General features: G+C 67.0%; 26 protein-coding genes, 1 tRNA gene and 1 pseudogene. 12 read left to right on the forward strand and 16 right to left on the reverse strand.

Going from position 1 to position 25,918, the window contains the following annotated elements:
- Positions 1 to 82 precede the first annotated feature (82 nt).
- The 4 genes from RT123_RS09000 to rplS are packed head-to-tail and all read left to right on the forward strand — an operon-like array spanning position 83 to position 3,513.
- The gene (locus RT123_RS09000) at positions 83 to 1,918 is read left to right on the forward strand and encodes a DUF885 domain-containing protein (protein WP_313008809.1); all 1,836 of its coding nucleotides are present in this window, start codon (positions 83 to 85) and stop codon (positions 1,916 to 1,918) included.
- Positions 1,915 to 2,325: a GNAT family N-acetyltransferase gene (locus RT123_RS09005; RefSeq protein ID WP_313008810.1), complete on the forward strand. Its 411-nt coding sequence runs from the start codon at positions 1,915 to 1,917 to the stop codon at positions 2,323 to 2,325. Before RT123_RS09000 ends, RT123_RS09005 begins: the two co-directional genes overlap by 4 nt.
- A 38-nt stretch (positions 2,326 to 2,363) precedes the next feature.
- Positions 2,364 to 3,089: a tRNA (guanosine(37)-N1)-methyltransferase TrmD gene (trmD, locus tag RT123_RS09010; RefSeq protein WP_313008811.1), complete on the forward strand. Its 726-nt coding sequence runs from the start codon at positions 2,364 to 2,366 to the stop codon at positions 3,087 to 3,089.
- A 1-nt stretch (position 3,090) separates the two neighbouring features.
- Positions 3,091 to 3,513, forward strand: a complete 423-nt coding sequence (gene rplS / locus RT123_RS09015) for a 50S ribosomal protein L19 (RefSeq protein WP_017505017.1) — start codon at positions 3,091 to 3,093, stop codon at positions 3,511 to 3,513.
- Between the two features lie 75 nt (positions 3,514 to 3,588).
- Here the strand turns inward: rplS and RT123_RS09020 are convergent, their stop codons facing one another.
- The 12 genes from RT123_RS09020 to trmB form a co-directional block, all read right to left on the reverse strand.
- Positions 3,589 to 4,074: a PA2169 family four-helix-bundle protein gene (locus RT123_RS09020; RefSeq protein WP_039247171.1), complete on the reverse strand. Its 486-nt coding sequence runs from the start codon at positions 4,072 to 4,074 to the stop codon at positions 3,589 to 3,591.
- 73 nt (positions 4,075 to 4,147) lie between these two features.
- Positions 4,148 to 4,945: a tryptophan 2,3-dioxygenase gene (locus RT123_RS09025; RefSeq protein WP_313008812.1), complete on the reverse strand. Its 798-nt coding sequence runs from the start codon at positions 4,943 to 4,945 to the stop codon at positions 4,148 to 4,150.
- A gap of 49 nt (positions 4,946 to 4,994) precedes the next feature.
- Positions 4,995 to 5,525 carry a CHAP domain-containing protein gene (locus RT123_RS09030; protein ID WP_055754667.1) on the reverse strand — a complete coding sequence of 177 codons (531 nt, stop codon included), beginning with the start codon at positions 5,523 to 5,525 and terminating at the stop codon, positions 4,995 to 4,997.
- Positions 5,526 to 5,560: 35 nt separating this feature from the next.
- A complete protein-coding gene (locus RT123_RS09035; RefSeq protein WP_313008813.1) occupies positions 5,561 to 6,715 on the reverse strand; it encodes an acyltransferase in 1,155 nt (384 codons plus the stop codon).
- A 66-nt stretch (positions 6,716 to 6,781) separates the two neighbouring features.
- A complete protein-coding gene (locus tag RT123_RS09040; protein ID WP_313008814.1) occupies positions 6,782 to 8,260 on the reverse strand; it encodes a carotenoid oxygenase family protein in 1,479 nt (492 codons plus the stop codon).
- 23 nt (positions 8,261 to 8,283) lie between these two features.
- Positions 8,284 to 8,709: a DUF2141 domain-containing protein gene (locus RT123_RS09045; RefSeq protein WP_313008815.1), complete on the reverse strand. Its 426-nt coding sequence runs from the start codon at positions 8,707 to 8,709 to the stop codon at positions 8,284 to 8,286.
- Between the two features lie 244 nt (positions 8,710 to 8,953).
- Entirely contained in the window at positions 8,954 to 11,986 is a 3,033-nt protein-coding gene (infB, locus tag RT123_RS09050; RefSeq protein ID WP_313008816.1) for a translation initiation factor IF-2, read from the reverse strand.
- A gap of 108 nt (positions 11,987 to 12,094) precedes the next feature.
- The gene (locus RT123_RS09055) at positions 12,095 to 12,754 is read right to left on the reverse strand and encodes an RNA-binding protein (RefSeq protein WP_313008817.1); all 660 of its coding nucleotides are present in this window, start codon (positions 12,752 to 12,754) and stop codon (positions 12,095 to 12,097) included.
- Between the two features lie 18 nt (positions 12,755 to 12,772).
- Positions 12,773 to 14,506 (reverse strand): transcription termination factor NusA, encoded by a 1,734-nt coding sequence (gene nusA, locus RT123_RS09060; RefSeq protein ID WP_313008818.1) that lies wholly within the window; start codon positions 14,504 to 14,506, stop codon positions 12,773 to 12,775.
- Positions 14,506 to 15,105, reverse strand: a complete 600-nt coding sequence (gene rimP / locus RT123_RS09065) for a ribosome maturation factor RimP (RefSeq protein WP_313008819.1) — start codon at positions 15,103 to 15,105, stop codon at positions 14,506 to 14,508. The genes nusA and rimP overlap by 1 nt, the downstream gene beginning before the upstream one ends.
- Before the next feature lie 139 nt (positions 15,106 to 15,244).
- Positions 15,245 to 15,739 carry a DUF1993 family protein gene (locus tag RT123_RS09070; protein ID WP_066553704.1) on the reverse strand — a complete coding sequence of 165 codons (495 nt, stop codon included), beginning with the start codon at positions 15,737 to 15,739 and terminating at the stop codon, positions 15,245 to 15,247.
- 35 nt (positions 15,740 to 15,774) lie between these two features.
- Complete coding sequence (gene trmB / locus RT123_RS09075; RefSeq protein ID WP_313008820.1) at positions 15,775 to 16,491, reverse strand: tRNA (guanosine(46)-N7)-methyltransferase TrmB; 717 nt, start codon at positions 16,489 to 16,491, stop codon at positions 15,775 to 15,777.
- 149 nt (positions 16,492 to 16,640) lie between these two features.
- Between trmB and RT123_RS09080 the strand changes: the two genes are divergently transcribed.
- The 4 genes from RT123_RS09080 to arfB all read left to right on the forward strand — a co-directional run bounded on the left by RT123_RS09080 (position 16,641) and on the right by arfB (position 20,402).
- Entirely contained in the window at positions 16,641 to 18,119 is a 1,479-nt protein-coding gene (locus RT123_RS09080) for an amidohydrolase (RefSeq protein WP_313008821.1), read from the forward strand.
- Positions 18,119 to 19,459, forward strand: a complete 1,341-nt coding sequence (locus RT123_RS09085) for an amidohydrolase family protein (protein WP_313008822.1) — start codon at positions 18,119 to 18,121, stop codon at positions 19,457 to 19,459. The genes RT123_RS09080 and RT123_RS09085 overlap by 1 nt, the downstream gene beginning before the upstream one ends.
- Before the next feature lie 83 nt (positions 19,460 to 19,542).
- On the forward strand, positions 19,543 to 20,001 hold the full coding sequence (locus RT123_RS09090; protein WP_055809473.1) for a YaiI/YqxD family protein: 459 nt from the start codon (positions 19,543 to 19,545) through the stop codon (positions 19,999 to 20,001).
- A complete protein-coding gene (gene arfB, locus RT123_RS09095) occupies positions 19,998 to 20,402 on the forward strand; it encodes an alternative ribosome rescue aminoacyl-tRNA hydrolase ArfB (RefSeq protein WP_017505001.1) in 405 nt (134 codons plus the stop codon). The genes RT123_RS09090 and arfB overlap by 4 nt, the downstream gene beginning before the upstream one ends.
- A 3-nt stretch (positions 20,403 to 20,405) precedes the next feature.
- Here arfB and RT123_RS09100 read toward each other — a convergent pair whose 3' ends face one another.
- From RT123_RS09100 to RT123_RS09115, 4 genes are read right to left on the reverse strand one after another with little or no spacing between them, the layout of a single operon-like run.
- Entirely contained in the window at positions 20,406 to 20,891 is a 486-nt protein-coding gene (locus RT123_RS09100; protein ID WP_313008823.1) for a hypothetical protein, read from the reverse strand.
- Between the two features lie 14 nt (positions 20,892 to 20,905).
- Positions 20,906 to 22,486 (reverse strand): 2-polyprenylphenol 6-hydroxylase, encoded by a 1,581-nt coding sequence (gene ubiB / locus RT123_RS09105; RefSeq protein WP_313008824.1) that lies wholly within the window; start codon positions 22,484 to 22,486, stop codon positions 20,906 to 20,908.
- On the reverse strand, positions 22,474 to 23,262 hold the full coding sequence (locus RT123_RS09110) for a class I SAM-dependent methyltransferase (RefSeq protein WP_313008825.1): 789 nt from the start codon (positions 23,260 to 23,262) through the stop codon (positions 22,474 to 22,476). The genes ubiB and RT123_RS09110 overlap by 13 nt, the downstream gene beginning before the upstream one ends.
- Before the next feature lie 51 nt (positions 23,263 to 23,313).
- On the reverse strand, positions 23,314 to 24,015 hold the full coding sequence (locus tag RT123_RS09115) for a Crp/Fnr family transcriptional regulator (RefSeq protein WP_055754686.1): 702 nt from the start codon (positions 24,013 to 24,015) through the stop codon (positions 23,314 to 23,316).
- Between the two features lie 157 nt (positions 24,016 to 24,172).
- Between RT123_RS09115 and RT123_RS09120 the strand changes: the two genes are divergently transcribed.
- The 4 genes and pseudogenes from RT123_RS09120 to RT123_RS09135 all read left to right on the forward strand — a co-directional run.
- The gene (locus RT123_RS09120) at positions 24,173 to 24,478 is read left to right on the forward strand and encodes a 4a-hydroxytetrahydrobiopterin dehydratase (protein WP_082854180.1); all 306 of its coding nucleotides are present in this window, start codon (positions 24,173 to 24,175) and stop codon (positions 24,476 to 24,478) included.
- Positions 24,475 to 25,272, forward strand: coding sequence for an SDR family oxidoreductase (locus tag RT123_RS09125; protein WP_066553678.1), 798 nt, complete (start codon positions 24,475 to 24,477; stop codon positions 25,270 to 25,272). Before RT123_RS09120 ends, RT123_RS09125 begins: the two co-directional genes overlap by 4 nt.
- 175 nt (positions 25,273 to 25,447) lie before the next feature.
- Positions 25,448 to 25,524: transfer RNA gene (locus tag RT123_RS09130), tRNA-Arg, on the forward strand.
- Between the two features lie 155 nt (positions 25,525 to 25,679).
- Positions 25,680 to 25,918, forward strand: a pseudogene (locus RT123_RS09135) (TonB-dependent receptor); the annotation flags it as partial.

Below are 25,918 nucleotides of genomic sequence, written 5' to 3' on the forward strand. Positions count from 1 at the left end.
GCCGCAACGGCGGCGGCATTGATCGCTTGCGCCGCGCGCACACGACCCCGAAGGTGCGGCCCTGTTTCACGAGGGGTTGTTCATGCGTCGTCTTCTGATCTCGTCCGCCGCCGTGATGGCGGTGCTGTCCGCCGCGCCCGCGCTGGCGCAAACCTCGGCCCCTGCACTGACAGCCCCCGCCGAAAGCGAGGACGCGCGGCTGAACGCCTTCTTTGAGCAGGCCTTCCAGGCGCGGATCGCGCTTAGCCCGCAGCAGATGACGTCTCTGGGGATCAAAACCGACTACGACAAGCTGGACGATGTGTCGGACGCCGCCGCCGACCGGGCCTTGGCGCTTCAGGAGGCGCAGCTGGCGCAGATGAAGGCCCAGTTCGATCCGCAGAAGCTGGGGCCGCAGGCGGCGCTGTCGTGGCGGATGTTCGAGTATGGCGTCCAGCAGGCGCGGCTGTCGAACCAGTGGCGCGACTGGGGCTTTCAGTTCGCCGCCAACGGCAATCCAACGACCAGCCTGCCGGTCTTCCTGATCAACAACCACCGCGTCTCCAGCGTGGCCGACGCCGAGGCCTATGTCGCGCGGATCAAGGCCGCCGAGACGCAGATGGATCAGGTGGCCGAGGAACTGCGGCAGCGCGCGGCGGCGGGCGTCGTCTCGCCGCGCTTCGTCTTCGCGCCGTCCATCGCCAACACCCGCAACGTCATCACCGGCGCGCCGTTCGACGACGGGGCGGACAATCCGGTCTGGGCCGACTTCATCAAGAAGGTCGCGGCGCTGGAGACCGATCAGGCGACGAAGGACCGGCTGCTGTCGGAAGCCCGCGCCGCCCTGACCGGCCCCTACAAGGCCGGGTTCGAGACCGTGCTGACGGCCCTGGCCGAGGTGCAGCCCAAGGCTGACAGCGATGCGGGCGTGTGGCGCCTGCCGCAGGGCGAGGCCTATTATAACGCCCGGCTCCAGCTCTCGACCACCACCGACCTGACCGCCGAGCAGATCCATCAGATCGGTCTGGCCGAGGTCGCCCGCATCCAGGCCGAGATGGAGACCATCAAGACCCAGGTCGGCTTCACCGGCTCGCTGCAGGACTTCTTCACCTTCCTGAAGACGGATCCACGGTTCCAGTATCCGAATACGCCCGAGGGCAAAGAGCAGTATCTGACCGACGCGCGCGGCTTCATCGCCCAGGTGATGGCGGCGGCGCCGCAATGGTTCTCGACCCTGCCCAAGGCGGCGCTGGAGGTGCGGGCGGTGGAGCCGTTCCGTGAGGCGACAGCCTCGATCGCCTTCTACAACTCGCCCGCGCCGGACGGATCGCGGCCGGGCATCTACTACGTCAATCTGTCGGACATGACCCAGGTGCTGAAGCCCCAGATCGAGGGCATCAGCTATCACGAGGGCGCGCCGGGCCACCATTTCCAGATCGCCTATGCGCAGGAGATCGAGGGCCTGCCGCGCTTCCGCCGGTTCGGCGGCTATGGCGCCTATGCGGAAGGGTGGGGGCTGTACGCCGAACAGTTGGGCAAGGAGATGGGCTTCTATCAGGACCCCTATTCCGACTTCGGCCGGCTCTCGACCGAGCTGTGGCGCGCGGTGCGTCTGGTGACCGACACCGGCCTGCATGCCAAGCGCTGGAGCCGCGAACAGGCGATGGACTATTTCCGCCAGAACTCCCTGCTGTCCGAGCGCGACATCGAAAAGGAGGTCGAGCGCTACATCACAAACCCCGGCCAGGCGACCAGCTACAAGATCGGCGAGCTGAAGATCGAGGAACTGCGCGACCGCGCCAGGACGGCCTTGGGCGACCGGTTCGACATCAAGGACTTCCACGCGGTCGTGCTGGGCTCCGGCTCGGTGCCGCTGGACGTGCTGGAGGATCAGGTCGACAGCTGGATCGCGGCGGGCGGCGGGGCGCCGAAAGCATGATCGCCGGCTATGAGTTGACGGCCGAAACGCCTTCGGTCGCCGATTATCTCCGCCTCCGGATCAACGCCGGCCTGAGCCCGAAAGCTGAGGCGAACGCCATCGCCGGCCTGCCGCATACCTGGTTCGCCGTTGTCGTACGCCGGGACGATCAGGTGGTCGGCATGGGTCGGATCGTCGGTGACGGAGGTCTGTTCTTCCAGATCGTCGATATGGCCATCGAACCCGCACATCAGGGGCGCGGCTTGGGTAAGGCGATCATGACGGTCTTGATGGATCGGCTGCGCAGTCACGCGCAGGGCGCCTACGTCAGCCTGATCGCTGACGGCGAAGCGAACCGGCTCTACGCCCAGTACGGCTTCAGCCCAACCGCGCCCAAGTCTATCGGCATGGCGCAGGTGATCCGCTAACGCGCATTTCCTGCGCGTTTGGTGTAAGAGCCGCCGCCATGCCCTTTACCGCAACCGTCCTGACCATGTTTCCCGAGGCCTTTCCGGGCCCTCTCGGGGTGTCGCTGATTGGCACGGCCTGGCGCGAGAAGGGCTTGTGGAGCCTGGAAACGGTTGACATTCGCGCCTTTTCCACAGATACGCGCGGCTTCCTGGACGACACCCCTGCGGGTGGCGGCCCGGGAGCTGTGCTGAAGGCGGACGTGGTGGCCCGGGCGGTGGATAGCCTGCCGGGACCGAAACGGCCGCTTTTGTACATGAGCGCCAGGGGTCGGCCCCTGACCCAGGCGCGCGTCAAGGAATGGTCGAAAGCCGACGGGATCGTCGTGCTGTGTGGTCGTTTCGAGGGGGTGGATCAGCGGGTGCTGGACGCACGCGGGTTCGAGGAGGTCTCGGTCGGAGATGCGGTTCTCGCCGGCGGCGAGGCGGCGGCGATGGTCGCGATCGAGGCGTGCGTAAGACTGATCCCCGGCGTGCTCGGCTCAGGCGACAGCCTGTCGTCCGAAAGCTTCGAGGATGGGCTCTTGGAACACCCGCAGTACACGCGACCGCGGACGTTCGAGGGGCTTGAGATACCCGAGGTGCTGCTGTCGGGCGATCACAAGAGGATCGCGGGATGGCGCGAGGCGCAGCGGGCGACGACTACGCGGGAGCGACGGCCGGACCTCTGGCAGGCGCATCTCGCCAACTCACAGCTAAAGGGCGCAAAGCCCGAGGAGAAATGACATGAACATCGTTCAACAGCTGGACGCCGAAGAAAAAGCCCGCGTCCTGGGCGAACGCAAAATCCCGGAATTCCAGCCCGGCGACACCCTGCGCGTCAACGTGAAGATCAAGGAAGGCGAGCGCGAACGCGTTCAGGCCTTCGAAGGCGTCTGCATCGCCCGTGACGGCGGCGGCATCAGCGAAACCTTCACGGTCCGCAAGATCTCGTTCGGCGAAGGCGTCGAGCGCCGCTTCCCCATCCTGTCGCCGAACATCGAGTCGATCGAAGTGAAGCGCCGCGGCGTCGTGCGTCGCGCCAAGCTCTATTACCTGCGCGATCGTCGCGGCAAGTCGGCCCGTATCGCCGAGCGCCAGACGGTTCGCCCCGCCAAGGGCGTCGTCGTTCCGGAAACCGGTTCGGCCGCCAAGACCGAAGAAGCCTAGTTTCAGGCCAAATGATCAAATGACGAAGGCCCCGGCGGTGACGCCGGGGCCTTTTTCTATTCCGTCAGTCCGGGATTACTGCGGGAACAAGGGATTGGCCGCGTCGCGCTGGCCCTCCAGGCTGTGTTTCAGGGCTTCCATCTGCTCATGCTCGGTCTTCACCGCCGCATAGGCGCGCCGGATCGTCTCGCGCGTGGTGGCGGAAATGCCGGTGTCTTCCAGCGCCTTTTCATATTTGTTGGCGATGAACCCCTCGCCCGAGTTGATCGAGCCAACGACAGAATCGTCGTTTCTCAGCAGGGCATGTTTCACATCCAGAAACGCGCGGTGCGCCTTGGCCAGGATCGATCCATCGGACTCCGGATCGCCGCCCAGACCGCGCACGGCGGCCGACAGATCGTCGACGACCTGCTGGCGTTCGCTGCTGCGGCGCTCGAACAGGGTGCGGTAATGCGGGTCCTGCGTCTGCTCGGCGGCTTCGCGATAGCCGTCCGCACTGTCCAGCGTCGTTTCGATCAGGCCGTTCAGAACCTTGATGTCGTGGGCGTTGGGGTTGCTCATCTCGTCCATTCCTTCCGCTGTTGCGGTCAAACGGCGAAATGGTCCGGCGCGGCGAAGGTTGCCGCCTGCGACATCAAAGTTTGGTGCGAAGCGACCACAGCTCGGGGAAGCAGCGCTTGGTCAGGGTCGAGGCCAGATAGGCGGCGCCTTCCGTTCCGCCCGTACCGCGACGCCGACCGATGATGCGTTCGACCGTAACGACATGCTTGTGCCGCCAGGTCAGCAGGGCGTCGTCCAGATCGACCAGCTTCTCGGCCAGCTGATACAGGACCCACCACCGTTCCGTGTCGCGATAGACCTCCAGCCAGGCCGCCTCGACGGCTTCGGACGGCTCATAGGGCTTGGTCACGTCGCGGTTCAGCACCTCGGCGGGCACAGGCAGACCGGCCTTTGCCAGTTGGGCCAGGGCGTCATCGTAAAGGCTAGGCGCCGCGATGGCGGCCTGAAGCGCGGCCAGTGCCTCGGGGCGGTCTTCGTGAAACTTCAGGAAGCTGGCGTCCTTCAAGCCCAGCATGGCTTCGAAACGTCGGAACTGGTCGCTCTGGAAGCCGGACGATGACCCCAACGACCCCCGGAACCGCAGATAGTCCGACGGCGTCATCGTCGACAGAATGTCCCAGCTGTGGGTCATCACCGCCTGGATGCGGCTCACGCGCGCAAGGCTCTTGTAGGCCGGGACGAGGTCGCCGGCGCGCACCATCGACTGGGCGAGAGCCGTCTCATGCAGGATCTGTTTGAGCCACAGTTCCTTGGTCTGGTGGATGACGACGAACAGCATTTCGTCATGCTGATCCGACCGCGGGTGCTGAGTCGAAAGCAGGTCGTCCAACGCCAGATAGCCGGCGTAGGTGATGTCGCTGGATTGGGTCATGCCCGCCTATCGCCCGCGATGGCGGGCGGTGCAAGCTTAGTGCTGGCCCTTAATGCTGGCCTTGGGCCGAGACGTTGGCGGCGATCTGACGGCCGGCGTCGAAGGCATCGCGGGCGCCTTTGTAGATGAAGCCGTAGGTCGGATAGACCGTCGTGCCCAGGTCGTTGATCGGATTGTACCAGACCTTGACCTGCGACCAGTCGTTGGAGGGCGAGACGTCGACGACGGTGACGTTTTCTTCGACCTTGCCGCGGCTGCCGCCCCAGTTGGCGTGGGTCACGCGCACGACGCGGTCGGTCAGGATGTCGGAGACGACAGCGACGTGGCCACGGCTCATGCGGCCCTCGGGGCGGAAGACCAGAACCGAGCCGGTTTCCGGGGCCTTGCCGGTGCGGAAGTTGGCGGCGGCTTGGCGCCACCAGGTCCAGGCGTCGCCGAAGATGTTGATGCCAGAGAACATGCGCGCGAATGTCACGCACTGCCAATAGGGCTCATCAGCCTTTGCGGTGGAGGGGACGGCGCCCAGCGCAAAAAAACCGAGTGTCGCCGCAACCGCGGCGGCTTTGAGCCGTTTCGTCATGCTGGGGTATCCCGACCCGCCTTTGGAAGCGCCCTTTAGGCCACGGGATCACGCCCTGTCGCAAGATGTTTCGGCATATCGCCGTGCTTCATATTTCCTTCTGAAACCTTGTTGTGACGCTTGGCGCGCTTGTCGGCCATGTCTCTCAGAGCCTTACGCGCCGGGCGTTCGACGAGATGATAGGAGACGGCCGCGACAACCGGCAGAAGGGCCAGGATCGCCAACCACACGAAAATTTGAAGCTGCTTGTCGGGCGCGTCGAACAGTTTGGCGGCCAGACCGACCGCCAGAAGCTTCCACGGCACACAGACCATATAGACCGAATAGCTGATCTCGCCGAGGTAGACGGCAGGCTTTGACGCCAGCCATCCGGCGCGCGCGTTGGGCAGCGACGCCAGCGACAGGATCAGGGCGCCGGCCAGCAGAACCGTGACGCCGTCCCAGAGTCCGAGCGCGGCGCTGAGCACCATCAGGCCGAACGAGACGGCGGCGCAAAGCCACGGCGCCTTCAACGGCGCGCGGCGATAGACGAGATAGAGGGCGCAGCCCAAGGCGAAGCACGGCACGATCCTGAGCGCGCCCCAGCGGATCGTCGCCTCGGTTAAGGCGAAGCCGGCCAGTTGCTCGAACGCGAAATAGAGGATGACGAGGAAGGCTGCGGCCCCGACCACCGCCGCGATCGGCCGATGACGCAGGCGCCAGAAGACGAAGGCGAACAGCGGGAAGCAGAGATAGGCGAACCACTCCGCAGAGATGGACCAGGATGGATGGTTCCAGCCCGCGACCGGCGCCAGCCCCCAGGCGTGAACCATGAAGAGGTTGGCGGGCAGCGACGTCCAACTCAGCACATTGGCGTCCACGCTCATGCCGGCGAACAAGGCGGCGGCCGCCAGCAGTCCCACGCCGATCAGCGTGGCGATATGCAGCGGATAGACGCGCGCGATCCGCGCCCACAGGAAGCCGCGATACGAGAACCGCTTCTCGCCCGCCGCCGCTAGATAGACGTGACTGAGGATGAAGCCGGACAGGACGAAGAACAACTCGACCCCCAGATAGCCCTTGGCGACGAGACCCGACTGACCTGCGCCCGCCAGGTTCTCCCAGAAGCTGTAGACGGCGACCCACATGGCCGCGCCGAAGCGCAGGGCGGTGATGGGGCGAAGGTCGGCGGGCGTTTGGACGGGGGTCATGGTCTCACCTTGGCACGTCAGCCTTTTCGAACCGTGAAGGCCCGCAAAGGTTGTGCCCGGGCGGCCCTATCCTGCCCACACGCCGTGGAAGCCCGCTGGCAGGGCCACGTCCGCCTGCCAGGTCGCGACCGGGCCGTCCTCGATCCGCGCCACGTCGAAGACGTGCAGTTCCGTCCGCCCACCCTTCAGATTGACCGACGGTCCGACCAGCCAGGCGTCCCGTTCCGCCGTCGCGCCGGGCTTGGGCACGAAGACCGCCTCCTCGACCACCTGATGCACGCCGAATTCGAAGGCGTGCGAGCGACCGCTGTCCCAGTCGTGGACCGCCAGTCCCGTCGGCAGGGGCCGGCCGCGAGTCTCGCCGGAGGTATGGGCGGTCAGGCTGCGCTTCAGTCCTGCACGACGCGGGTCCGCTTTCGGGAATTCGCCGACGACATCGCTGTAGGTCATGTCGGCGCGTCCATCCGGCCGCAGGGTGATCAGCGCCAGTTTCGCCGGATCGCCCGGAACGACCCCATGCCCGTCCACCAGAACCCGCGCGCCATCGACCGCGAAGCGCGGATCGCCGCTGGCGGCGATATCGAAGCGGATCGTGCCGTCGCGCTCGGCCCAGGCGTCGCCCAGGTGGAAGTGGAAGAAGCCCGGCAACTCATAAAGGCGGCGCTTGGACAGGTCGTCCTTGTCCAGCACCAGGACCTGCGTCCCCATCTCCGGTCGCCAGGCCAGGCCTGCGGTCACCGGCATGGCGTGGGTCGCGAACACCCAGGGCTGGAGCACCAGGATCACGTGCCGGTCGGTGGCGGTGAAGTCGTGCATATAGCTGGCGCGCGGCAGGGTCACGACCTGGGCGTCGCTCAGGCTGCGATCCGGGCGCAGATGCCAGATGACGGCCTGACCGCCCGCCGACCCCACGTTCCAGATCGAGCCGTCGGGGGCGTAGCGCGGATGAGCCTGGAACGGCATGCCCTTCAGGTCATCCCGCAGAGTGATGAAGTTGCGCGTCGATAGGTCCGACGCCGACAGGGCCAGGGGCGATCCCGCCTCCCACAGCGCCCAGATCTGATCGCCGGCGACCATGACGGCGGTGTTGGCGGCGTTGGCGTCGTCGTTCGAGCCGATGCGGGCGCGGCCGTCGCCTCTGGTGCCGAAGCCCGGCGTAACCACGGCCCCCAACTCCGTCTCCGTGCGGCGCTTGGGCGTGTCGGCGAACCGCGCTTCCAGCGTCGCTTGGCCGTCCTGGATGCGGAAGGCGCGCATCATGCCGTCGCCGTCGAACCAATGGGTCGCCGACCCGCCCGGCCGCCGGAACTTGGCCGGTCCGTTGCGATACAGCGCGCCCTGCAACCCCGCCGGCGCCCGGCCGTGGACCAGGCGCATCGTTTGCCGCGCGATGTCGCCTTCGATGTCCTGGGTCGCCAGCGCCCAGTCGGCCTTCGTCGCGGCGACGGCGTCCAGGGCGGCGGCGGCGCGCACCATTTCAGGCGTGGCGACTGCGGCCGAGAGGGCGGCGGCCCCGATCAGGAAGGAACGGCGGGAGGGGGTCATGATTGAACTCCGGCTTTCGTCGCTTACTTCAGGGCGATGGACTGGGTCGTCGCGCCGGCGGCCGCGAACTTGGCGCGCTCCCAAGACGCCGGTCCCATATTGCCAACGGCGTTGTTGGAGAAGGCGAAGGGCTCGACCGGCATGCCGAAGGGATTGGTGTTCATCTTGCCGTCGCCGTTCAGGTCGTGGAAGGCGCGCACCGCATAGTCGCCGTCCGGCAGGCCGTCGAAGGTGACGCTAGTCTGGCCGGCGGCGGCATCCAGCATGGCGACCTGGGCCGGCTGGCCCTCGCCGCCATAGTTGGCCTCGCTGTTGAAGACGGCGACCATGATCTGGCCTTGGGGCGCCGCGCTCGGGAAGGCGACGGTCAAGTCGGCGGCGAAGGCGGGCGCGGCTGTCAGGGCGGCGGCGAGAGCGAGAACGGGAGCGATGGCGGCGACGGTCTTCATGACGGCGTGTCCTGTGTCAGTGGAAGGACCGACGACCGGCCCTCGATGACCAGACCGTGCCGTCGTGCCCTGCCCTTCACCACCGCGCTTGCGGCGATGAACGGCCGCCGTTCGCCAACGACCACCCTCGTTCATTCGCGAAGCGCGAACGCCCACTGTCGAAAGCATCACGTCCGGACCGCAAAGAAAAAGGCCCGGAACCTGGAGTTCCGGGCCTTAAACTCTTCGTGCTCGCGACGAGGAACTAGTCCAGCGTGCGCTTGATCTCTTCGACCGTGAAGCACTCGATGTAGTCGCCTTCCTTGATGTCCTGGAAGCCCTGGAACTGCATGCCGCATTCCTGGCCGGCCGTGACCTCGTTGACCTCGTCCTTGAAGCGCTTGAGCGTGTTGAGCGTGCCCAGCTCCAGCACCACGACGTCGTCGCGGATGATGCGGACGCGCGCGCCCTTGCGGACCACGCCTTCCGACACCCGGCAACCGGCGATCTTGCCGATCTTGGAGATGTCGAACACCTGAAGGACAGCAGCGTTGCCCAAGAAGGTTTCGCGTTGCAGCGGCGCCAGCATGCCGGACAGCACGCCTTTGATGTCGTCCAGCAGGTCGTAGATGATCGAATAGTAGCGGATCTCGACGCCTTCACGTTCGGCCAGATCGCGCGCCTGTTTCGAAGCCCGGACGTTGAAGCCGAGGATCGGCGCACCGGCCGACTTGGCCAGGTTGACGTCGCTCTCGGTGATGCCGCCGGCGCCGGAATAGACCGTGCGGGCGCGAACCTCGTCGGTGCTCATCTTGTCCAGCGAACCCATGATGGCTTCGGCCGAACCCTGCACGTCCGCCTTGATGACGACCGGCAGTTCCGAGGTCTTCTTGGAGCCTAGCTTGGCCATCATGTCGACCAGCGAGACCGAGCCGCCCGAAACTTGGGCCTTCTCGCGCTTCACCCGCTGACGGTATTCGGTCAGCTCGCGGGCGCGGGCTTCGGATTCCACCACGGCGAAGACGTCGCCGGGCGAGGGCGCCTCGTCCAGGCCGAGGATCTCGACCGGAACCGACGGACCGGCTTCGGTCAGCTGCTCGTTGCGTTCGTTCAGCAGGGCGCGAACCTTGCCCCACGATCCGCCGGCGACGACGATGTCGCCGCGCTTCAGCGTGCCGCGCTTGACCAGGACGGTGCCGACCGGGCCGCGACCCTTGTCCAGCTTGGCCTCGATGACCACACCCTCGGCCGAGCGATCGGCGTTGGCGCGCAGGTCCATAACCTCGGCCTGGATCAGGATGGCTTCCAGCAGGCCGTCGAGGTTCATCCGCTCCTTGGCCGAGACCTCGATGATCTGGGTCTCGCCGCCCAGGCTTTCGGCGATGACTTCGTACTGCAGCAGCTCGTTGACGACCTTCTGCGACGTCGCGCCGGGCTTATCCATCTTGTTGACCGCCACGATCAGGGGCGCGTTAGCGGCCTTGGCGTGTTGGATGGCTTCGATGGTCTGCGGCATGACGCCGTCGTCGGCGGCGACGACCAGAACCACGATGTCGGTCACATTGGCGCCGCGCGCCCGCATGGCCGAGAAGGCGGCGTGGCCCGGGGTGTCCAGGAAGGTGACCTTCTGGTCGTCCGGCAGGCGAACCTGATAGGCGCCGATGTGCTGGGTGATGCCGCCGGCTTCGCCGCCTGCGACGTCGGTCGTGCGCAGGGCGTCAAGCAGCGAGGTCTTGCCGTGGTCGACGTGGCCCATGATGGCCACGACCGGCGCGCGGGTGTCGGAAGCGTCCGCATCGTCGGCCTCGCCCAGGAAGCCGGTTTCGATGTCGGATTCCGAGACGCGCTTGACGGCCATGCCGAACTCTTCGGCCACCAGTTCGGCGGTGTCGGAATCGATCACGTCGTTGATCTTCATCATCAGCCCCTGCTTCATCAGGAACTTGATGATGTCGACGCCGCGAACGGCCATCCGGTTGGACAGCTCCTGCACTGTGATGACGTCGGGAATGACGACTTCACGCGGACGGTTGGGCGCATCGGTCGAGCCGCCCTTGCGCTTTTCCTTCTCACGTTCGCGAGCACGGCGAACCGAGGCCAGCGAGCGCATCCGCTCGGCGGCGTCGCCGTCGCCGACCACGGACTGGATGGTCATGCGCCCTTCGCGGCGCTTGGGCTCGCCGCGCGTGCGGCTGACGGCCTTGCCGGCGTCGGAGAAACGCTTCTCGCGATCGTCGTCACGACCAGCCGGACGACCGAAGCCGGCGCCGGGCGCACGGGCCGGACGCAGAACATTGGCCTCGGCCGGCGGGGCGTTCGGGGTCGGGCGACCGCCAGGGCCGGTGCGCGCGCCGCCGGGACGGGCGGCGCCCGGCGCCGGACGCGGATTCAGCGCCGAATAGCGGACGGGCTCGGCCGGCTTGGCGCCTTGCGGACGTTGACCGCCAGGTCCGGGACGGGCGCCCTGCGGACGGTCGCCTTGCGGACGATCGCTCTGGGGGCGGTCCGAATAGGCGCGATCGCCGCCGCCCATCGCCTGCTCGCGGGCCGAACGGCCGCCGAAGGCCGGACGCTCGGGCGCGGCGCGTTGGGGATTGCCGGGCTTGGGCACACGTTGGCCGAAGTTGACTACCGGACGAGCCGGAGCGGCCGGACGGGCGGGCACAGCCGGGGCCGGAGTTGCAGGCGCCGGGGTCGGCGCGACAGGCGCAGGCGCGGCGGCGACGGGCGCAGCCGGCTTGGGCGCGGGCTTGGCCGGCGCGACAGGCGCAGCCGCCGTCAGCTTGGCGGCTTCGGCGCGTGCCGCTTCTGCGGCGACCTTGGCGGCGGCGGCCTCGTCGCGAGCGGCTTGGGCGGCGCGTTCGGTGGCGGCGGCCTGTTCGCGGGCTGCGGCGTCTGCGGCGGCCTTGGCGGCGGCGGCGGCGTCAGCCTTGGCGGCGTTCGCTTGCGTGGCCAGGGCGATGGCGCGACGGCGGGCTTCCTGCTCCTCGGCCGACAGGGCGCCGCCGGCGGGTTGCGACGGACGCGGACCTTGTGGACGCGGCGCCTGGGCAGCCTGTTGGGGACGCGCGACGTCGAAGCCCTGCGGACGTTGCGGCCCGCCGGCGCCGGCGCGGCGCTTGGTCTCGACCACCACCGTCTTGGATCGGCCATGGCTGAAGCTCTGCTTCACGGTGCCGGTCGGCACCGATCCCACAACGCGCGGCTTCAGGCTCAGCGGAGCGCGCGGCCCCGTCTGGGACGGCGTGCCGCCCGTGTTGCCCTGGCCTTGGTTGGTCTTGTCGTTTTCGTCGCTCATCCGGTCGCTTTACTCGGGGCGGAAAGGCCCGCCGTCCTCATCTAATACCCATGAACGACCGTGAGCCCGTCTCCGCCCTTGGAGACAGGCCCTCGGCCGCTAAAATCCTCAGCTCGCCCCTGTAGGGGGTGCTCCCGCCGATCCGTCCTCGACCCTGGAAACGTCCCAGTGAAGGGGGCGAAGCGGCCGAAATCCAGCCAGTCGTTCGACCTCGATGGTCCACCGATCGGCGCGTCCGCCCGCAAGCAGGACGGCGTGTATCGCATTTTCCAGCCCAAGGGCCAAACTCAAATCGTCCGCCGTGAACGCGCCGCAGATCTTGGCGGTCTGATGACGGGCCAGGGCGAGGATCTTTCCGCGCCCGTCGGCCGAGCCATCGGCGGCTTCCAGCACCCAAGCGGCCTTGCCCGTACGCAGGCTCGCCGCGGTTTTCTCGAAGCCGGATATAAGAACGCCTTCGCGCCGGGCAAGACCCAGCTGGTCGAGACAGCGCCTTGCCAGCAGCCGTTCGACGACATCGGCCAGGTCGGCCGGGGCGGTCAATTTGGTCTTGGCCGCGCGGGTGAAGCCGTTTTTCTTGACCGCCGCCTCGACCGAGGCGCGGCTGGCTTCGACCCACAGGCCGCGTCCGGGCAGTTTCCTGCCCAGGTCGGGGACCACCTGGCCATCGGGCCCGGCGACGAAACGGATCAGGCGAGATTCGTCCATGACCTCGTGAGAGACGAGGTCCCGGCGTTCTCTATCGATCGTTGCGTCGCGCAAGCTCATATGTGGCCAGGTCTCCCATCACGCGTTCGACGGTTCGGCGTCGGACTCTTCGCCCTCGGCCGCGTCGTCTTCGGCAGGCGCGTCGCCGAACACCTGGTCCGGATCGTATTCGCCCTCGGCGTAGTCGCCCTCTTCTTCGTACTCTTCCGGCTCGGGCTGCGGCAGTTCCGAAGCGTCGATCCAGCCGGCGGCCACGCGCGCCTGCAGGATCAGCAGCTCGGCGTCTTCTTGCGCCAGGTTGAAGCTTTCCAGCACGCCGGGGACCTTCACCCGCTCGCCGTTCTTGACCTCATAGCCGCCGCGGATTTCGTCGGTGGCCAGGTCGGCCAGATCCTCGACCGTCTTCACGCCGCCTTCGCCCAGGGCGACGGCGATGGGCAGGGTGACGCCCGGCACCTGAAGCACGCCGTCCTCGACGCCCAGTTCGACGCGCTTGGCGTCCAGCTCGGCGGCTTTCTTGTCCAGATATTCGCGGGCGCGGGCCTGAAGTTCTTCAGCGGTCTCTTCGTCGAAGCCTTCGATCTCGGAGACTTCGTACGGATCGACGTAGGCCAGATCTTCGACCGTGGCGAAGCCTTCGGTGACCAGCAGCTGGGCGATGACTTCGTCGACGTCCAGCGCTTCCTGGAACAGGCCGGTGCGCTCGGCGAACTCGCGCTGACGACGCTCGGAGTCCTGAGCCTCGGTGATGATGTCGATCTGCCAGCCGGTCAGTTGCGAGGCCAGGCGGACGTTCTGGCCGCGACGGCCGATGGCCAGCGACAGCTGCTCGTCCGGCACGACCACTTCGACGCGACCGGCTTCTTCATCCAGCACGACCTTGGAGACTTCAGCCGGGGCCAGGGCGTTGACGATGAAGGTCGGCTCGTCCGGATTCCACTGGATGATGTCGATCTTCTCGCCCTGCAGTTCGGCGACGACCGCCTGAACGCGCGAGCCGCGCATGCCGACGCAGGCGCCGACAGGATCGATGGAGCTGTCGTTCGACAGGACGGCCATCTTGGCGCGCGAACCCGAGTCACGGGCGGCGGCGCGGATCTCGATCACGCCGTCATAGACTTCCGGCACTTCCTGAGCGAACAGCTTGGCCATAAAGCCGGGGTGGGCGCGCGACAGCATGACCTGCGGCCCCTTGGCCTCGGGTCGGACGTCGTAGATGTAGGTGCGGATCCGGTCGCCGATGTTGAACACTTCGCGCGGGATGGACTGGTCGCGGCGCATGACGCCTTCGCCCCGGCCCAGGTCGACGATGGTGTTGCCGTACTCGACGCGCTTGACCGTGCCGTTGACAATCTCGCCGACGCGATCCTTGAACTCTTCGTACTGGTTGGCGCGCTCGGCCTCGCGGACCTTTCCGGTCACGACCTGGCGGGCCATCTGGGTTTGCACCCGACCGAACTCGAACGGCGGCAGGTTCTCGACATATTCCTTGCCGACCACCGCCTCGGGATCGCGCTTGGAGGCGTCCTTCAGGCGCACCATGGCGCTGTCGTTGAACTCTTCCAGCTCGTCTTCCGGCATCCAGTCGTCCTCGACGATGGTGACGTGACGGGTCAGCGACAGCTCGCCGGTCTTGTGGTCGATCTTGGCGCGGATGTCGTGGTGCGCGCCGTAGCGCGACTTGGCGCCCTTCTGGATCGCTTCTTCGATCGCCTCGATGACGATTTCGCGCTCGATGTTCTTCTCGCGGGCGACGGCCTCGGCGATCTGCAGCAGTTCGAGGCGGTTGGCGGAAATACCGGTGACGGCCATCAGGCGTTGTCCTCAGAAGGGGTCGTGGTGTCGGTTATCAGGTCGGAGGCTTCCCCTTCGGGAAGGCCGTCGTCTTCGGGTTCGCCGCGGGCGGCGCGAATGGCGGCGCCCCGTTTCATCAGGGCGTCGGTCAGAACCAGCTTCGCGTCGCTCAGCCAGTCGAAGGGGATCAGGGCGGTGTCGTCCTCGCCGTCCAGGTCGATCAGGACGTTGCCGTCTTCATAGCCGGCCAGCACGCCCTTGAACCGCTTGCGGCCCTCGATCATCCGGTCGGTTTCCAGACGCGCCTCCTCGCCCTCGAACAGGTCGAAGTCGATGGGACGGGTCAGGGGACGGTCGATACCGGGCGATGACACCTCCAGCATATATTCGCCGGGGATGGGGTCGGCGGCGTCGAACACTTCCGACACCGCGCGGCTCAGCTTGGCGCATTGTTCGACCGAGATGTCGTGGTCGGACGGCCGCTCGGCCATGATCTGGAGGCGCTGACGTTTGGAGCCGGTCATCAGGCGCACGCGCACGACGTCCAGGCCCAACGACTCCGCGATGGGGTCGATCAGGTCCAGCAACTGGCGATCCTGGGCGGTTCTTGCGCGCAAGCGACGAATATCCAAAACAAAAGCGGCGGTCCGTCCGGGCCGCCGCTTGGAACGACGCCGTTGGACGCCGGTCTAACGATGTGAGCGCCATATAGGCCAACCGAAAGGAGTTGTCAGCCCCCCGCGATCAAACCCGCCGTCAGCGCGGCCCCAGATAGTCGCGCTTGCCGATCTCGACGCCCGCCGCGCGCAACAGGGCGTAGGTCATTGTGACGTGGAAAAAGAAGTTCGGCAGCGCAAACCCCGTCAGATAATCGACGCCGTTGAACTCGTGCTGCCCGCCAGGGAATTTCAGCACCACTTCGCGCGTCTCGGCGCCCTCGAAGGCATCGCGGGGCACGCTTTCGATATAGGCGATGGACAGAGCGATGGTGGCCTTCAGCTCGGCGAACGACGCTTCGGTATCGTCCGTCTTGGGCCAGTCCTGTCCGACCAGCCGGGCGACGCAGGCCCGCGCCGAAAACGCCGCCGTGCGCACCTGGGCTGGGAACGGGTTCATGTCCGGGGCGAGACGCGCCTCCATCAGGGCCGCCTCATCGAACCCCTGGGCAAGCGCCTTGTCGAGCAAGGCCGACAGATTGTTCAGCGTACGCACGAAGACGGGCGCCGAGGCGTCGTAGATCGAAAAGGCCATGGAGGTCAGGTCCGGTTGGAACGACCCCTTAGCTGCTAATCAACTCGCCGATATTCAAGGAAGACCGGGGTCGTGTCGCCAAGCTTCTTTTCTTCGTAGCGGGTCACGACGTGATCGGCGGGCGGGACGAACCAGTCCTGATCGGCTGGACCTATTCGCTCCAGTCCCGGCGTGCGATTCAGCCGCTCCAGCGCCCATTCGGCGTAGTCCAGCCAATCGGTGACGAAGCGCAGGGTCCCGCCAGGCTTCAGGATGCGTGCGAAGGCCTGGGCCGTTTCGTCCTGCAGCAGGCGGCGCTTGTTATGGCGCGCCTTGTGCCAGGGGTCGGGGAACAGGATCAGAACCCGGTCGACCGAGGCGTTCGGCAGGGCGTCGACCAGGTCGCGCGCGTCGTCGGCATGGATGCGGACGTTCTTCAGTCCGCCCTCTTCGACATGACGCAGGGCCGAGGCCACGCCGTTCAGGAAAGGCTCGCAGCCGATCACCAGCGCGTCCGGCCGTGTCGCCGCCTGGGCGGCCATATGCTCGCCGCCGCCGAAGCCGATCTCCAGCCAGACCTCGGTCGGCTCGGGCATCATCGTCTTGGGGTCCAGCGGCCCGGCCTTGGGATCGGGCACGGCGATCGCGGGCAGCAGGGTCTCCATCAGCGCCGCCTGGCGGGGCTTGATGGGGCGGGCCTTGATGCGGCCGAACGATCGCAGCGGGCGGTCGAGATGCGGGTTTTCGTCCTCGGGACGGTCATCGGCGTTCATGCGTCTGCCGTTAGCCGTCGCCGGCCAAAGCGTCCAGAACTAGCGTCCAGAAGACGAACGCCGAAACCTTTTGACGGTCGCGGCCGAACGCCCTTCTATGCCGATCACAAGCGGCGTCGGGGCTGACGCATCGCGGGAGAGGGATTTCGATGATCGGACATCATCTGCGGGGCGTCAGCCTCGCGGCCATTACATGCGCCGTGCTGGGCCTGTCGGCCTGCGCCACCACTAGCTCGACCCCTGACGATACGGCCGCGAAACCGTCGAAGGAGCAGACCTTGGCCGCCGGCTTGGACCCCGCGACGACGTTGGATCCCTATCCCTCCACCTATCAGCCCCTGCCGCGTGAGAACTTCGCCGTGGTCGGCGCAACCGTCCTGACCGGCACGGATCGCAAGATCGAGAACGGCGTGGTCGTGGTCACTGACGGCAAGATCGGCGCCGTCGGCGACGCCTCGACCCCCGTCCCTTCCGGCTATCGCGTTGTCGAGGCGCGCGGCCGCTATGTCACCCCCGGCGTCATCGACGTGCACAGCCACCTGGGCGTCTATCCGTCTCCCGGCGTCAGCGGCATGAGCGACGGCAACGAGGCGACCAGCCCGAACACCGCCCAGGTCTGGGCCGAACATTCGCTCTGGCCCCAGGACCCCGGTTTCAACACCGCCCGCGCCGGCGGAGTCACCACGCTTCACATCCTGCCCGGCTCGGCCAATCTGTTCGGCGGCCGGGGCGTCACGATCCGCAACGTGCCCTCGATCACCATGCAGGGGCTGAAGTTCCCGGCCGCCCCCTATACGGTCAAGATGGCCTGCGGCGAGAACCCGTCGCGCGTCTATGGCGGCCGCAACCAGAGCCCGGCAACGGGCATGGGTAATATGGCCGGCTATCGCGCCGCCTTCATCGCTGCGCGCGACTACAAGGCCAAATGGGACAAGTGGCGCGAGGACGGCGAAGGCGCCGCCCCGACCCGCAACCTGCAGAACGAAACCCTGATGGGCGTTCTGGACGGTTCGATCCTGATCCAGAACCACTGCTATCGCGCCGACGAGATGGCGCTGATGATGGATATGGCCAAGGAGTTCGGCTACCGCATCACGACCTTCCACCACGCCACCGAAGCCTACAAGCTGGCGCCGCAACTGGCCGCCAGCGGCATTTGCGCGGCCATGTGGACCGGCTGGTGGGGCTTCAAGATGGAGGCCCTGGACGCCATCGAGGAGAACGCCGCCCTGGTGGACGCCCAACAGGGATCGTGCGCCGTCATACACTCCGACGACGCCGAGCTGACCCAACGGTTGAACCAGGAAGCGGCCGCCGCCCTGTCGGCCGGTCGACGCGCCGGGCTGAACATTTCCGAAGAGCACGCCATCGGCTGGATCACCTCCAACGCCGCCAAGGCCATCGGCATCGCCGACCAGACCGGGTCGCTGGAGCCCGGCAAGCGCGCCGACGTGGTGATCTGGAGCGCCGATCCCTTCTCGATCTACGCCCGCGCCGATCAGGTTTTCATCGACGGCGCCCTGACCTTTGATCGCAGCAACCCCGCCTATCAGCCGACCAGCGACTTCGAACTGGGTCAGCCGGGCTATGGCCTGACCGCCGCCAACGTCACGGAAGGAGCCCGCTGATGCGCCTGTCTCACATCCTCGCGGGCGCCGTCGCGGCCCTGTCGCTCGCCGCCCCTGCTCTTGCGCAGGAAACCGTCGCCATCGTCGGCGGGCGCATCCTGACCGGCAACTCTGTCATCGAAAACGGCACGGTGGTGATCCGCGACAACAAGATCGTCTCGGTGGGCTCAGGCGGCGCGCCGTCCGGCGCCCGCGTCATCGACGCAGCGGGCAAGACGGTCGCGCCCGGTTTTGTCGCCGTGGATTCCGGCCTGGCCGGGAACGAGGTCGGCTCGGTCAGCGGCACCAACGAACTGCGCAACAGCGCCAATACCCTCAGCGCCGCCTTCGACATCTCGTACGGTCTGGACCCCTGGTCCTTCACCCTGCCGGTGGCGCGGCTGGGCGGCATCACCCGCGCCATCGTCATGCCCCAGCATCCCGGCTCTTCCGGCGGCCATGTCCATGAGGACGAGACGGCCGGCGCCGGCGACGGCGGCTATCAGACGCCGGGCCTGTTCGCGGGTCAGGCGGCGATCATCAATCTGGGCCAGGGCTCGAACATCCTGGTCAAGCCGCGCGTGGCCATGGTCGCCCCCTTCGGCGAGGCCGGAGCCGGCATCGCCGGAGGCGCGCGCGGCGCGCAGTTCGTCCTGTTCAAGGAGACGCTGTCGGAAGTCCGCCTCTATGCCCGCAACAAGTCGGCCTATGAGCGGGCGGGCCTGCGCGACCTCAGCCTGTCGCGCGCCGATCTCGAGGCTCTGATCCCCGTCGCCAACGGGACGATGCCGCTAATCGTGACCGTCCACCGCGCCTCGGACATTCAGCAGGTGTTACGCTTGGCGCGCGAGGAAGGGATCAAGCTGATCCTGGACGGCGCCGAGGAAGGCTGGCTGGTCGCCGGCGACATCGCCGCAGCCGGCGTGCCGGTGCTGCTGAACCCCATCTCCAACCTGCCCAGCGATTTCGAGATGCGGGCGGCGCGGGCGGAAAACGCAGCGGCTCTGAACGCGGCGGGCGTTGTCATCGCCATCAAGGGCAACGAGGGCTCGACCCACCGCGCCCGCGAGGCCCGCTACAACGCCGGAAACGCTGTCTCGCACGGCCTGCCTTACGAGGCGGCCATAGCGGCTCTGACGGTCAATCCGGCCAAAATCTTCGGCATGGCGGGCCAGTTCGGCCAGATCGCGCCGGGCGCAGCGGGCGACGTAGTGGTCTGGTCCGGCGATCCGCTGGAGCCGCTCAGCCAGCCGTCGGCCGTCTTTGTCAATGGCGTCGAACAGCCCCTGACCAGCCGCCCGCTGATGCTGCGCGACCGCTATCGCCAGCAGACGCCGATGCCGCCGGCCTATCGCAACTAAGGACCGCTTTGGTCTGAAGGCAAAGGGCGGGGCCGCACGGTCCCGCCCTTTTTCATTGGCCGCGTCCGCGCTAGGTCAGGCCCATGCCTACCGTGCTCTACATCGACGCCGACGCCTGCCCCGTGAAGGAAGAGGTGTATCGCGTCGCCCGCCGCTATGGGCTGAAGACCTATGTCGTCTCCAACACCTGGATGCAGGTTCCGCGTGAGCCGCTGATCGAACAGGTGGTGGTGGACGCCGGCCCCGACATCGCCGACGACTGGATCGCAGAGCGGGCGGGCGTGGGCGACGTGGTCATCACCGCCGACATCCCCTTGGCGGACCGCTGTCTGAAGTCGGGCGCCCAGGCGCTGAAGTCGAACGGCCAGCCCTTCACCCCGGACTCCATCGGCTCGGCGCTGGCGGGACGGATGGTGGGCGAGCATCTGCGGTCAATGGGCGTGGCCACATCCGGTCCGCCGCCGTTCTCGGCCGCCGACCGTTCGCGTTTCTTGCAAGCGCTGGACCAGGCCGTGGTCAAGGCGCGCAAGGCGGCGACATGACCACCGTCATCCCCGAGGACGAGCTCGAGTTTCACTTCTACCGCGCGGGCGGTCCGGGCGGGCAGAACGTCAACAAGGTCTCGACCGCCGTCCAGATGCGGTTCGATGTGAAGAACTCGCCGTCGCTGACCGATCCGGTCAAGGCGCGGTTGATGAAGCTGGCTGGCAGCCGGCTGACGCTGGAAGGCGTGATCCTGATCACCGCCGTGCGTCACCGCACCCAGGAGCGCAATCGCGCCGACGCCATCGAACGGCTTCAGGCCATGGTCGACGAGGCCTCGATCCGCCCTGTCTATCGCGTGCCGACCCGCCCGACCAAGGCGTCGAAGGAACGACGGCTCAAGGCCAAGACGACCCGCGCCTCGATCAAGTCGGGCCGCGGCAAGCCTTCGCTGGACTGACGGTCAGCTCTCGGCCGGGCGGAACAGCAGGGCGGCGATCTTGTCCTCGGCGTCGAAGCCGATCAGCCATTCGGTGACTTGATTGTCGAAGGTGACCTTGAACATCTGGGCCTCGCCTTCCTGCTTGACGTATTCGACCGTCTTGACGGCGCCGAAGCCCTTGATCAGCGGGACCACCTGCGCCTCCTGCTGACGGATCTGGGTTCCGAGGCCGGTCGTGAAATCCGAATAGTCGAAGCCGGTCCCCTGGGCGCTGGCGATGACGGCGCGCAGCGCCTCCTCCGAACGGGCAATGTCGGGAGCCTGAGCGGCGGACGCCGTCGCGGACGCCGTTGCTGGCGCAGCGGCGGGACGGGCTTGAGGCGCTGCGGCTCGAGCTGGGCGGTCGAAGCCGTTCGGCACGGCGCCGGCGGCGGCCTGAGCCAAGGCGGGCACGGGCGCCAGCAAGACGGCGGCTGCGATAGCGGTCTTCATCAAGGTCGGCTTCATAGCGAAAGCTCCGGTCAAGTCAGATAGGGCCAGAGCGAAAGGCCCAGGGCCGCCAAAGCCGCGATGACCGCGACCGTGACTGAAGCCGTCACCCAAGCCGGAGTTCCCGACTTTTCGATGACCACCGCCGCCGGGCGCGGCAGCTCCTGAACCAGGCGCGAGATGGCGCGCGCGGCGGCGATCATTTCGTTGATCGCATCACGCGCTTGGGCCTGCGGTCCCAGCTCGCGGCGGATCCAGCGTTCGACCACCGGCTGGGCGGCCTTCCACAGATCGTGATCGGGTTGCAGCCGCCGCGCCACGCCCTCGACCGAGACCATGGTCTTTTGCAGCAGGATCAATTCGGGCCGCAGCCGCATGTCGAACAGGGCGGTGATCTCGAACAACTGGCCCAACAGCCGGCCCATCGACACCTGGCTGGCGGCGCGGCCGATCACCGGCTCGCCGACCGCGCGCAGCGCCTGGGCGAAGGTTTCGACCGAGTGGTGCGGCGGGACGTAGCCGGCCTCGAAATGCACGCGCGAAATCCGGTCGTAGTCGCGGCTGATGAAGCCCCACAAAATCTCGGCCAGATAGCGCCGCTCCGCCGGTCCCAATCGCCCGACAATGCCGAAGTCGATCGCCGTCAGATGGGCTGGCGCGCTGGCGAACAGATTGCCCTCATGCAGGTCGGCGTGGAACACCCCGTGGTCCAAAGCCTGGACCAGAAAGGCGCGCACGACATTGTCGGCCAACTGATCCTTGTCCAGTCCGGGCAGGTCCAGCAGCGCCGGATCCGTCATGGGCACGCCTTGCGCCCACTCCAACGTCAGCACGCGCTTGCCCACCCCGTCCCAGATCACGGCCGGCGCGGTCATATATCCGTCCTTGGCCAACACCTCGGCCATCTCGCTGGCGGCGGCGGCCTCCAGCCGCATGTCCAACTCCAGATCCAGCGAGTTGGCGATGGTTTCGACAAAGGCGGACGGCTCCAGACGCCGCGCCATCGGCACAAGCCGCCAGACCAGCCGGGCGGCCAGACGCATCGAATCCAGGCCATTGGCGACCCGCCGCTCGACCCCCGGCCGCAGCACCTTGACCGCGACGGCCCGCCCATCGGCCAGGGTCGCGCGGTGCGCCTGGGCCAGGGAGGCGGCGGCGACCGGCGGGCTGAGGTCGATGAACAGGCTTTGGGCCGGACGACCCAGCGATTTCTCGATCTCGCGACGCGCCTCTTCCAGAGAGAACGGCGGCAGGGCGTCCTTCAACCGGCCAAGATCGCGCGCGAATTCCAGCCCGAAGATATCGGCGCGCGTCGCCAGGACCTGACCCAGCTTGATCGCCACGGGGCCCAGATGCTCGAACGCCTTGCCCAGCCTCTGGCCCGGCCGCCCCTGACGCCCGGCCCGACCTGAGAACAGTTGCACGAACCGGGCGAACGGCCGCGTCCAGGCCGGCAGCAGATGGGTCACCTCGCGCGGGATCAGGGCGTCATGACGCGCCAGGACCCACAGCCAGCCCAGCAGGCGCAGGAAGGACGCAACCGGGTTCTGGACCGCGACCGTCGCGGGCGGCGGCGGGGCCGTGCGATAGATCCGGCTGGTCAGATCGCCCACCCGTGATGGATGGCGGCGATCCCGCCCGACAGATTGGTGACGGACACGCGGCGGAAGCCGGCGTCCTCGATCATGCCCTTGAACGTATTCTGATCGGGGAACCGACGGATGCTCTCGACCAGATACTGATAGCTGTCGCGATCCTTGGCGACCCAGCCGCCGATGCGCGGAATGGCGTGGAAGGACCAGGCGTCATAGACCTTGCGGATCGGCGTGGTGGTGGGGCGCGAGAACTCCAGGCACAGGAACCGACCGCCCGGCTTCAGCACCCGGCGCGCCTCGGCCAAGGCCTTGTCGATATGGGCCACGTTGCGGATGCCAAAACTGATCGAATAGGCGTCGACCGAGGCGTCCGGCAGCGGCAGGTTCATGGCGTCGCCGACGCTCCACTGCATCTCCGGTTCGCCGCCCTTGTGGACGCCGGCCAGGATCATCTCGGCGTTGTAGTCCAGCACGATGACATTAGCGTCCTCGCCTCCGCGCCGCTCCTGGGCTGCGCGCGCCATCGCGGAATAGCGACGCGCCATGTCGCCGGTGCCGCCCGCGACGTCCAGAATGGTTTCGCCCGGACGCGGATTCAGCTTGGTGGCGGCGATGTCCTTCCAGATGCGGTGGACGCCGACGCTCATCAGGTCGTTCATCACATCGTAGTTGGAGGCGACGGAATCGAAGACCCCGCGCACCATCTTCACCTTCTCGCGCGCATCCACGTCGCGAAAGCCGAAGGAAGAACGATCGCCCGACGAATGCGGGCCGTGGGAGGAGGCGTCGGTCATAGTCGTCGTCTAGCGCGTCGCAGCGCCCCCGTCATCCGATGAGACACCCGATCAGGCCGCTTCGGGCTGCGGCAGTTTCAAATCCTTCATCACGTCGCGCATCAGGCCGTAACAGCCGCACGACGCCGCCTCCAGGCCGTCGCGATCCAGGACCCTGACCCAGCCGCGTCCCCGTTGGATCAGCGACTTGCGCTCCAGCACCGTGCCGACCTCCGACACTGTGGCGCGACGCACGCCCAGCATGCCGGCGATATCGGCCTGCGTCAGATCGATCCGGTCGTCCTCGGCCCGGTCGTGAAGCATCAGCAGCCAGCGGGCCAACCGTTCGTCCAGCCGATGCTGGGCGTTGCAAGCGGCTGCCTGCTGCACCTGCGCCATCAAGCCTTCGGTGAAGCGCGACAGGGCCGAGCGCAGCGTCTCGCTGTCTTCCAGCGCCTCGCCGAACACCTCGGCCGAGCAATGGGCCGCGATCCCGTCGCGTTGGGAAATGGCCCGACTGGCGGCGCGGGCGTTGAACGGTCCGCAGGTCACGCCGATCAGGCCTTCGCGCCCTATGGCGGCCGTCTCCACCATCTTGTCATCCGGCAGGATGGTCATCAGCGACACCACGCCCTTGATCGGAAACCACACCTGATCGACCGCCTCGCCGGCGTCATAGAGCATCTGGCCGCGTGTGATCTCGCGCTCTTTCAAATGCGGTTCGATCCGCTTGCGGTCGGCCGCATCCAGGGCGGCGATCCAGAGATTTTCCATCCTAACCCCGCTGGCGACCGATGACGCCGAAGAGCGACGATCGCTGCTCGCTCAATGCACAAGCTTGACCATGGGTTCCCTGGACGGATCCGCGCGGCTTCGCCGCTTGCCGCCATCCATCAGGCGCCCTACGCAAAATGGAAAAAGAGGAAACGCGATGACCGACACACGGCTTGACGTAGCGGAAACGCTGAAGGATTTGCCCGCCTGGCGCGCGCATGACGGCGATCGCCCGGCCATCACGCGGACGCTGACGTTCGCGGATTTCAACGCCGCCTTCGGCTTCATGACCCGCGTCGCCCTGATGGCCGACAAGATGGACCACCATCCCGAATGGTCGAATGTCTACGACCGGGTCGAGATCCTGCTCACCACCCACGACGCCGATGGCGTGACGGACAAGGACGTGACCCTGGCCCGCTTCATTGACGACGCCGCCGCCGGCATGGGGGTGAAGTCGTGAGCGGCTCCGCGCGTTCCGGCCGCGTCGCCGGCAAGACGGCCCTGATCACCGGCGCGGCCGGCGGCCTGGGCGAAGCCATGGCCTTCATGCTGGCCCGCGAAGGCGCCCGCGTCGCCGTCACCGACATCGACGCCGCACGCGCTCAAGCCCTGGCGAGCCGGATCAATGCGGAAATTCCGGACGCCGCCTTCGCCTATGCCCACGACGTGGCCAGCGAGGCCGAATGGAAAGGCGTGATCGCCGCCGCCGTCGCCGATCTCGGCGGCCTGTCGGTGCTGGTCAACAACGCCGGCGTCGGCGGCCCCCTGGCCTTCGTCGAACAGGACACGGTCGAGAACTGGCAGCGTCAGTACGAGATCAATTTGCGCTCCATCATGCTGGGGGCCAAACACGCCATGCCGCATCTGCGCGCCTCGGCTCCGGCCTCGATCATCAACATCTCCTCGATTGCAGGGCTCGCGGCCGCCCCCGGCATGGGCGCCTATAACGCCACCAAGGCGGCGGTCTGGATGTACACCAAGACCCTGGCGCTTGAGGCCGCCAAGGCCGAATGGAACGTACGCTGCAACTCGGTCCATCCCGTCTTCATCAAGACGCCGATCCTGGATCCCTTCATCGCCATGGCCGGCGGGGACGAGGACAAGGCGCACGAGCGCCTCTCGCGTGGCATTCCCTTGAAGCGGATCGGCGAACCGGACGACGTCGCCTACTGCGTTCTCTATCTGGCGTCCGACGAATCCAAGTTCGTCACGGGGTCCGAGTTCAAGATCGACGGCGGCATGACGGCGCAGTAGGGCGCGAGCGCGCTACTGCATTCTTTTTGGGCCTATCGCGCATCGCGCTGCTTGAGGCCGGCGGCCTTCCTTGTCGGTGATTGGTGGCGGCCATCCGGTCGTCATCCGCGCATTCGGGATTGAGGCCGCTTGCGCCATGCTGTAAGCGGCCTGTTCCGGCGTCGCGCCGGCCGACGCACCCGTAGCTCAGCTGGATAGAGTGCTGCCCTCCGAAGGCAGAGGTCACAGGTTCGAATCCTGTCGGGTGCGCCATTTTCCCCTTCAAGATAGTCCACGACTCGTCTCCGGCCGGCGGCGCCCCTGGAGACACGCCCGACACAAAATCGTCGTCGGGTTCTTGATTGCGCAAAGCCTATGTGACGTTATCTCGTAACAAGTCACTTCCTCCCCAGGCTGAGAGTTTTTTCATGCGTCCCTCAAGCGTCTCGCGATCCCTGCTCATGGCGGCCGCAGGCTCCACGATTCTGGCAGGCGCCGCCGCCGCGCAGTCCGCTCCGCAAGCCCCGGCGGAGTTGGGCGATATTATCGTCACGGGCGCGCCCTATGGCATCAGCCAGCGGGCCTCGGTAATCGCGACGGACGTCGTGGACGAACAGACCCTGGCCACGGCGCCGGCGGCCTCGCTCGGCGACATGCTGAGCGGGCG

This window comes from Brevundimonas vesicularis (genome assembly GCF_032067225.1).
In the GTDB taxonomy this organism is placed as follows: domain Bacteria; phylum Pseudomonadota; class Alphaproteobacteria; order Caulobacterales; family Caulobacteraceae; genus Brevundimonas; species Brevundimonas vesicularis_F.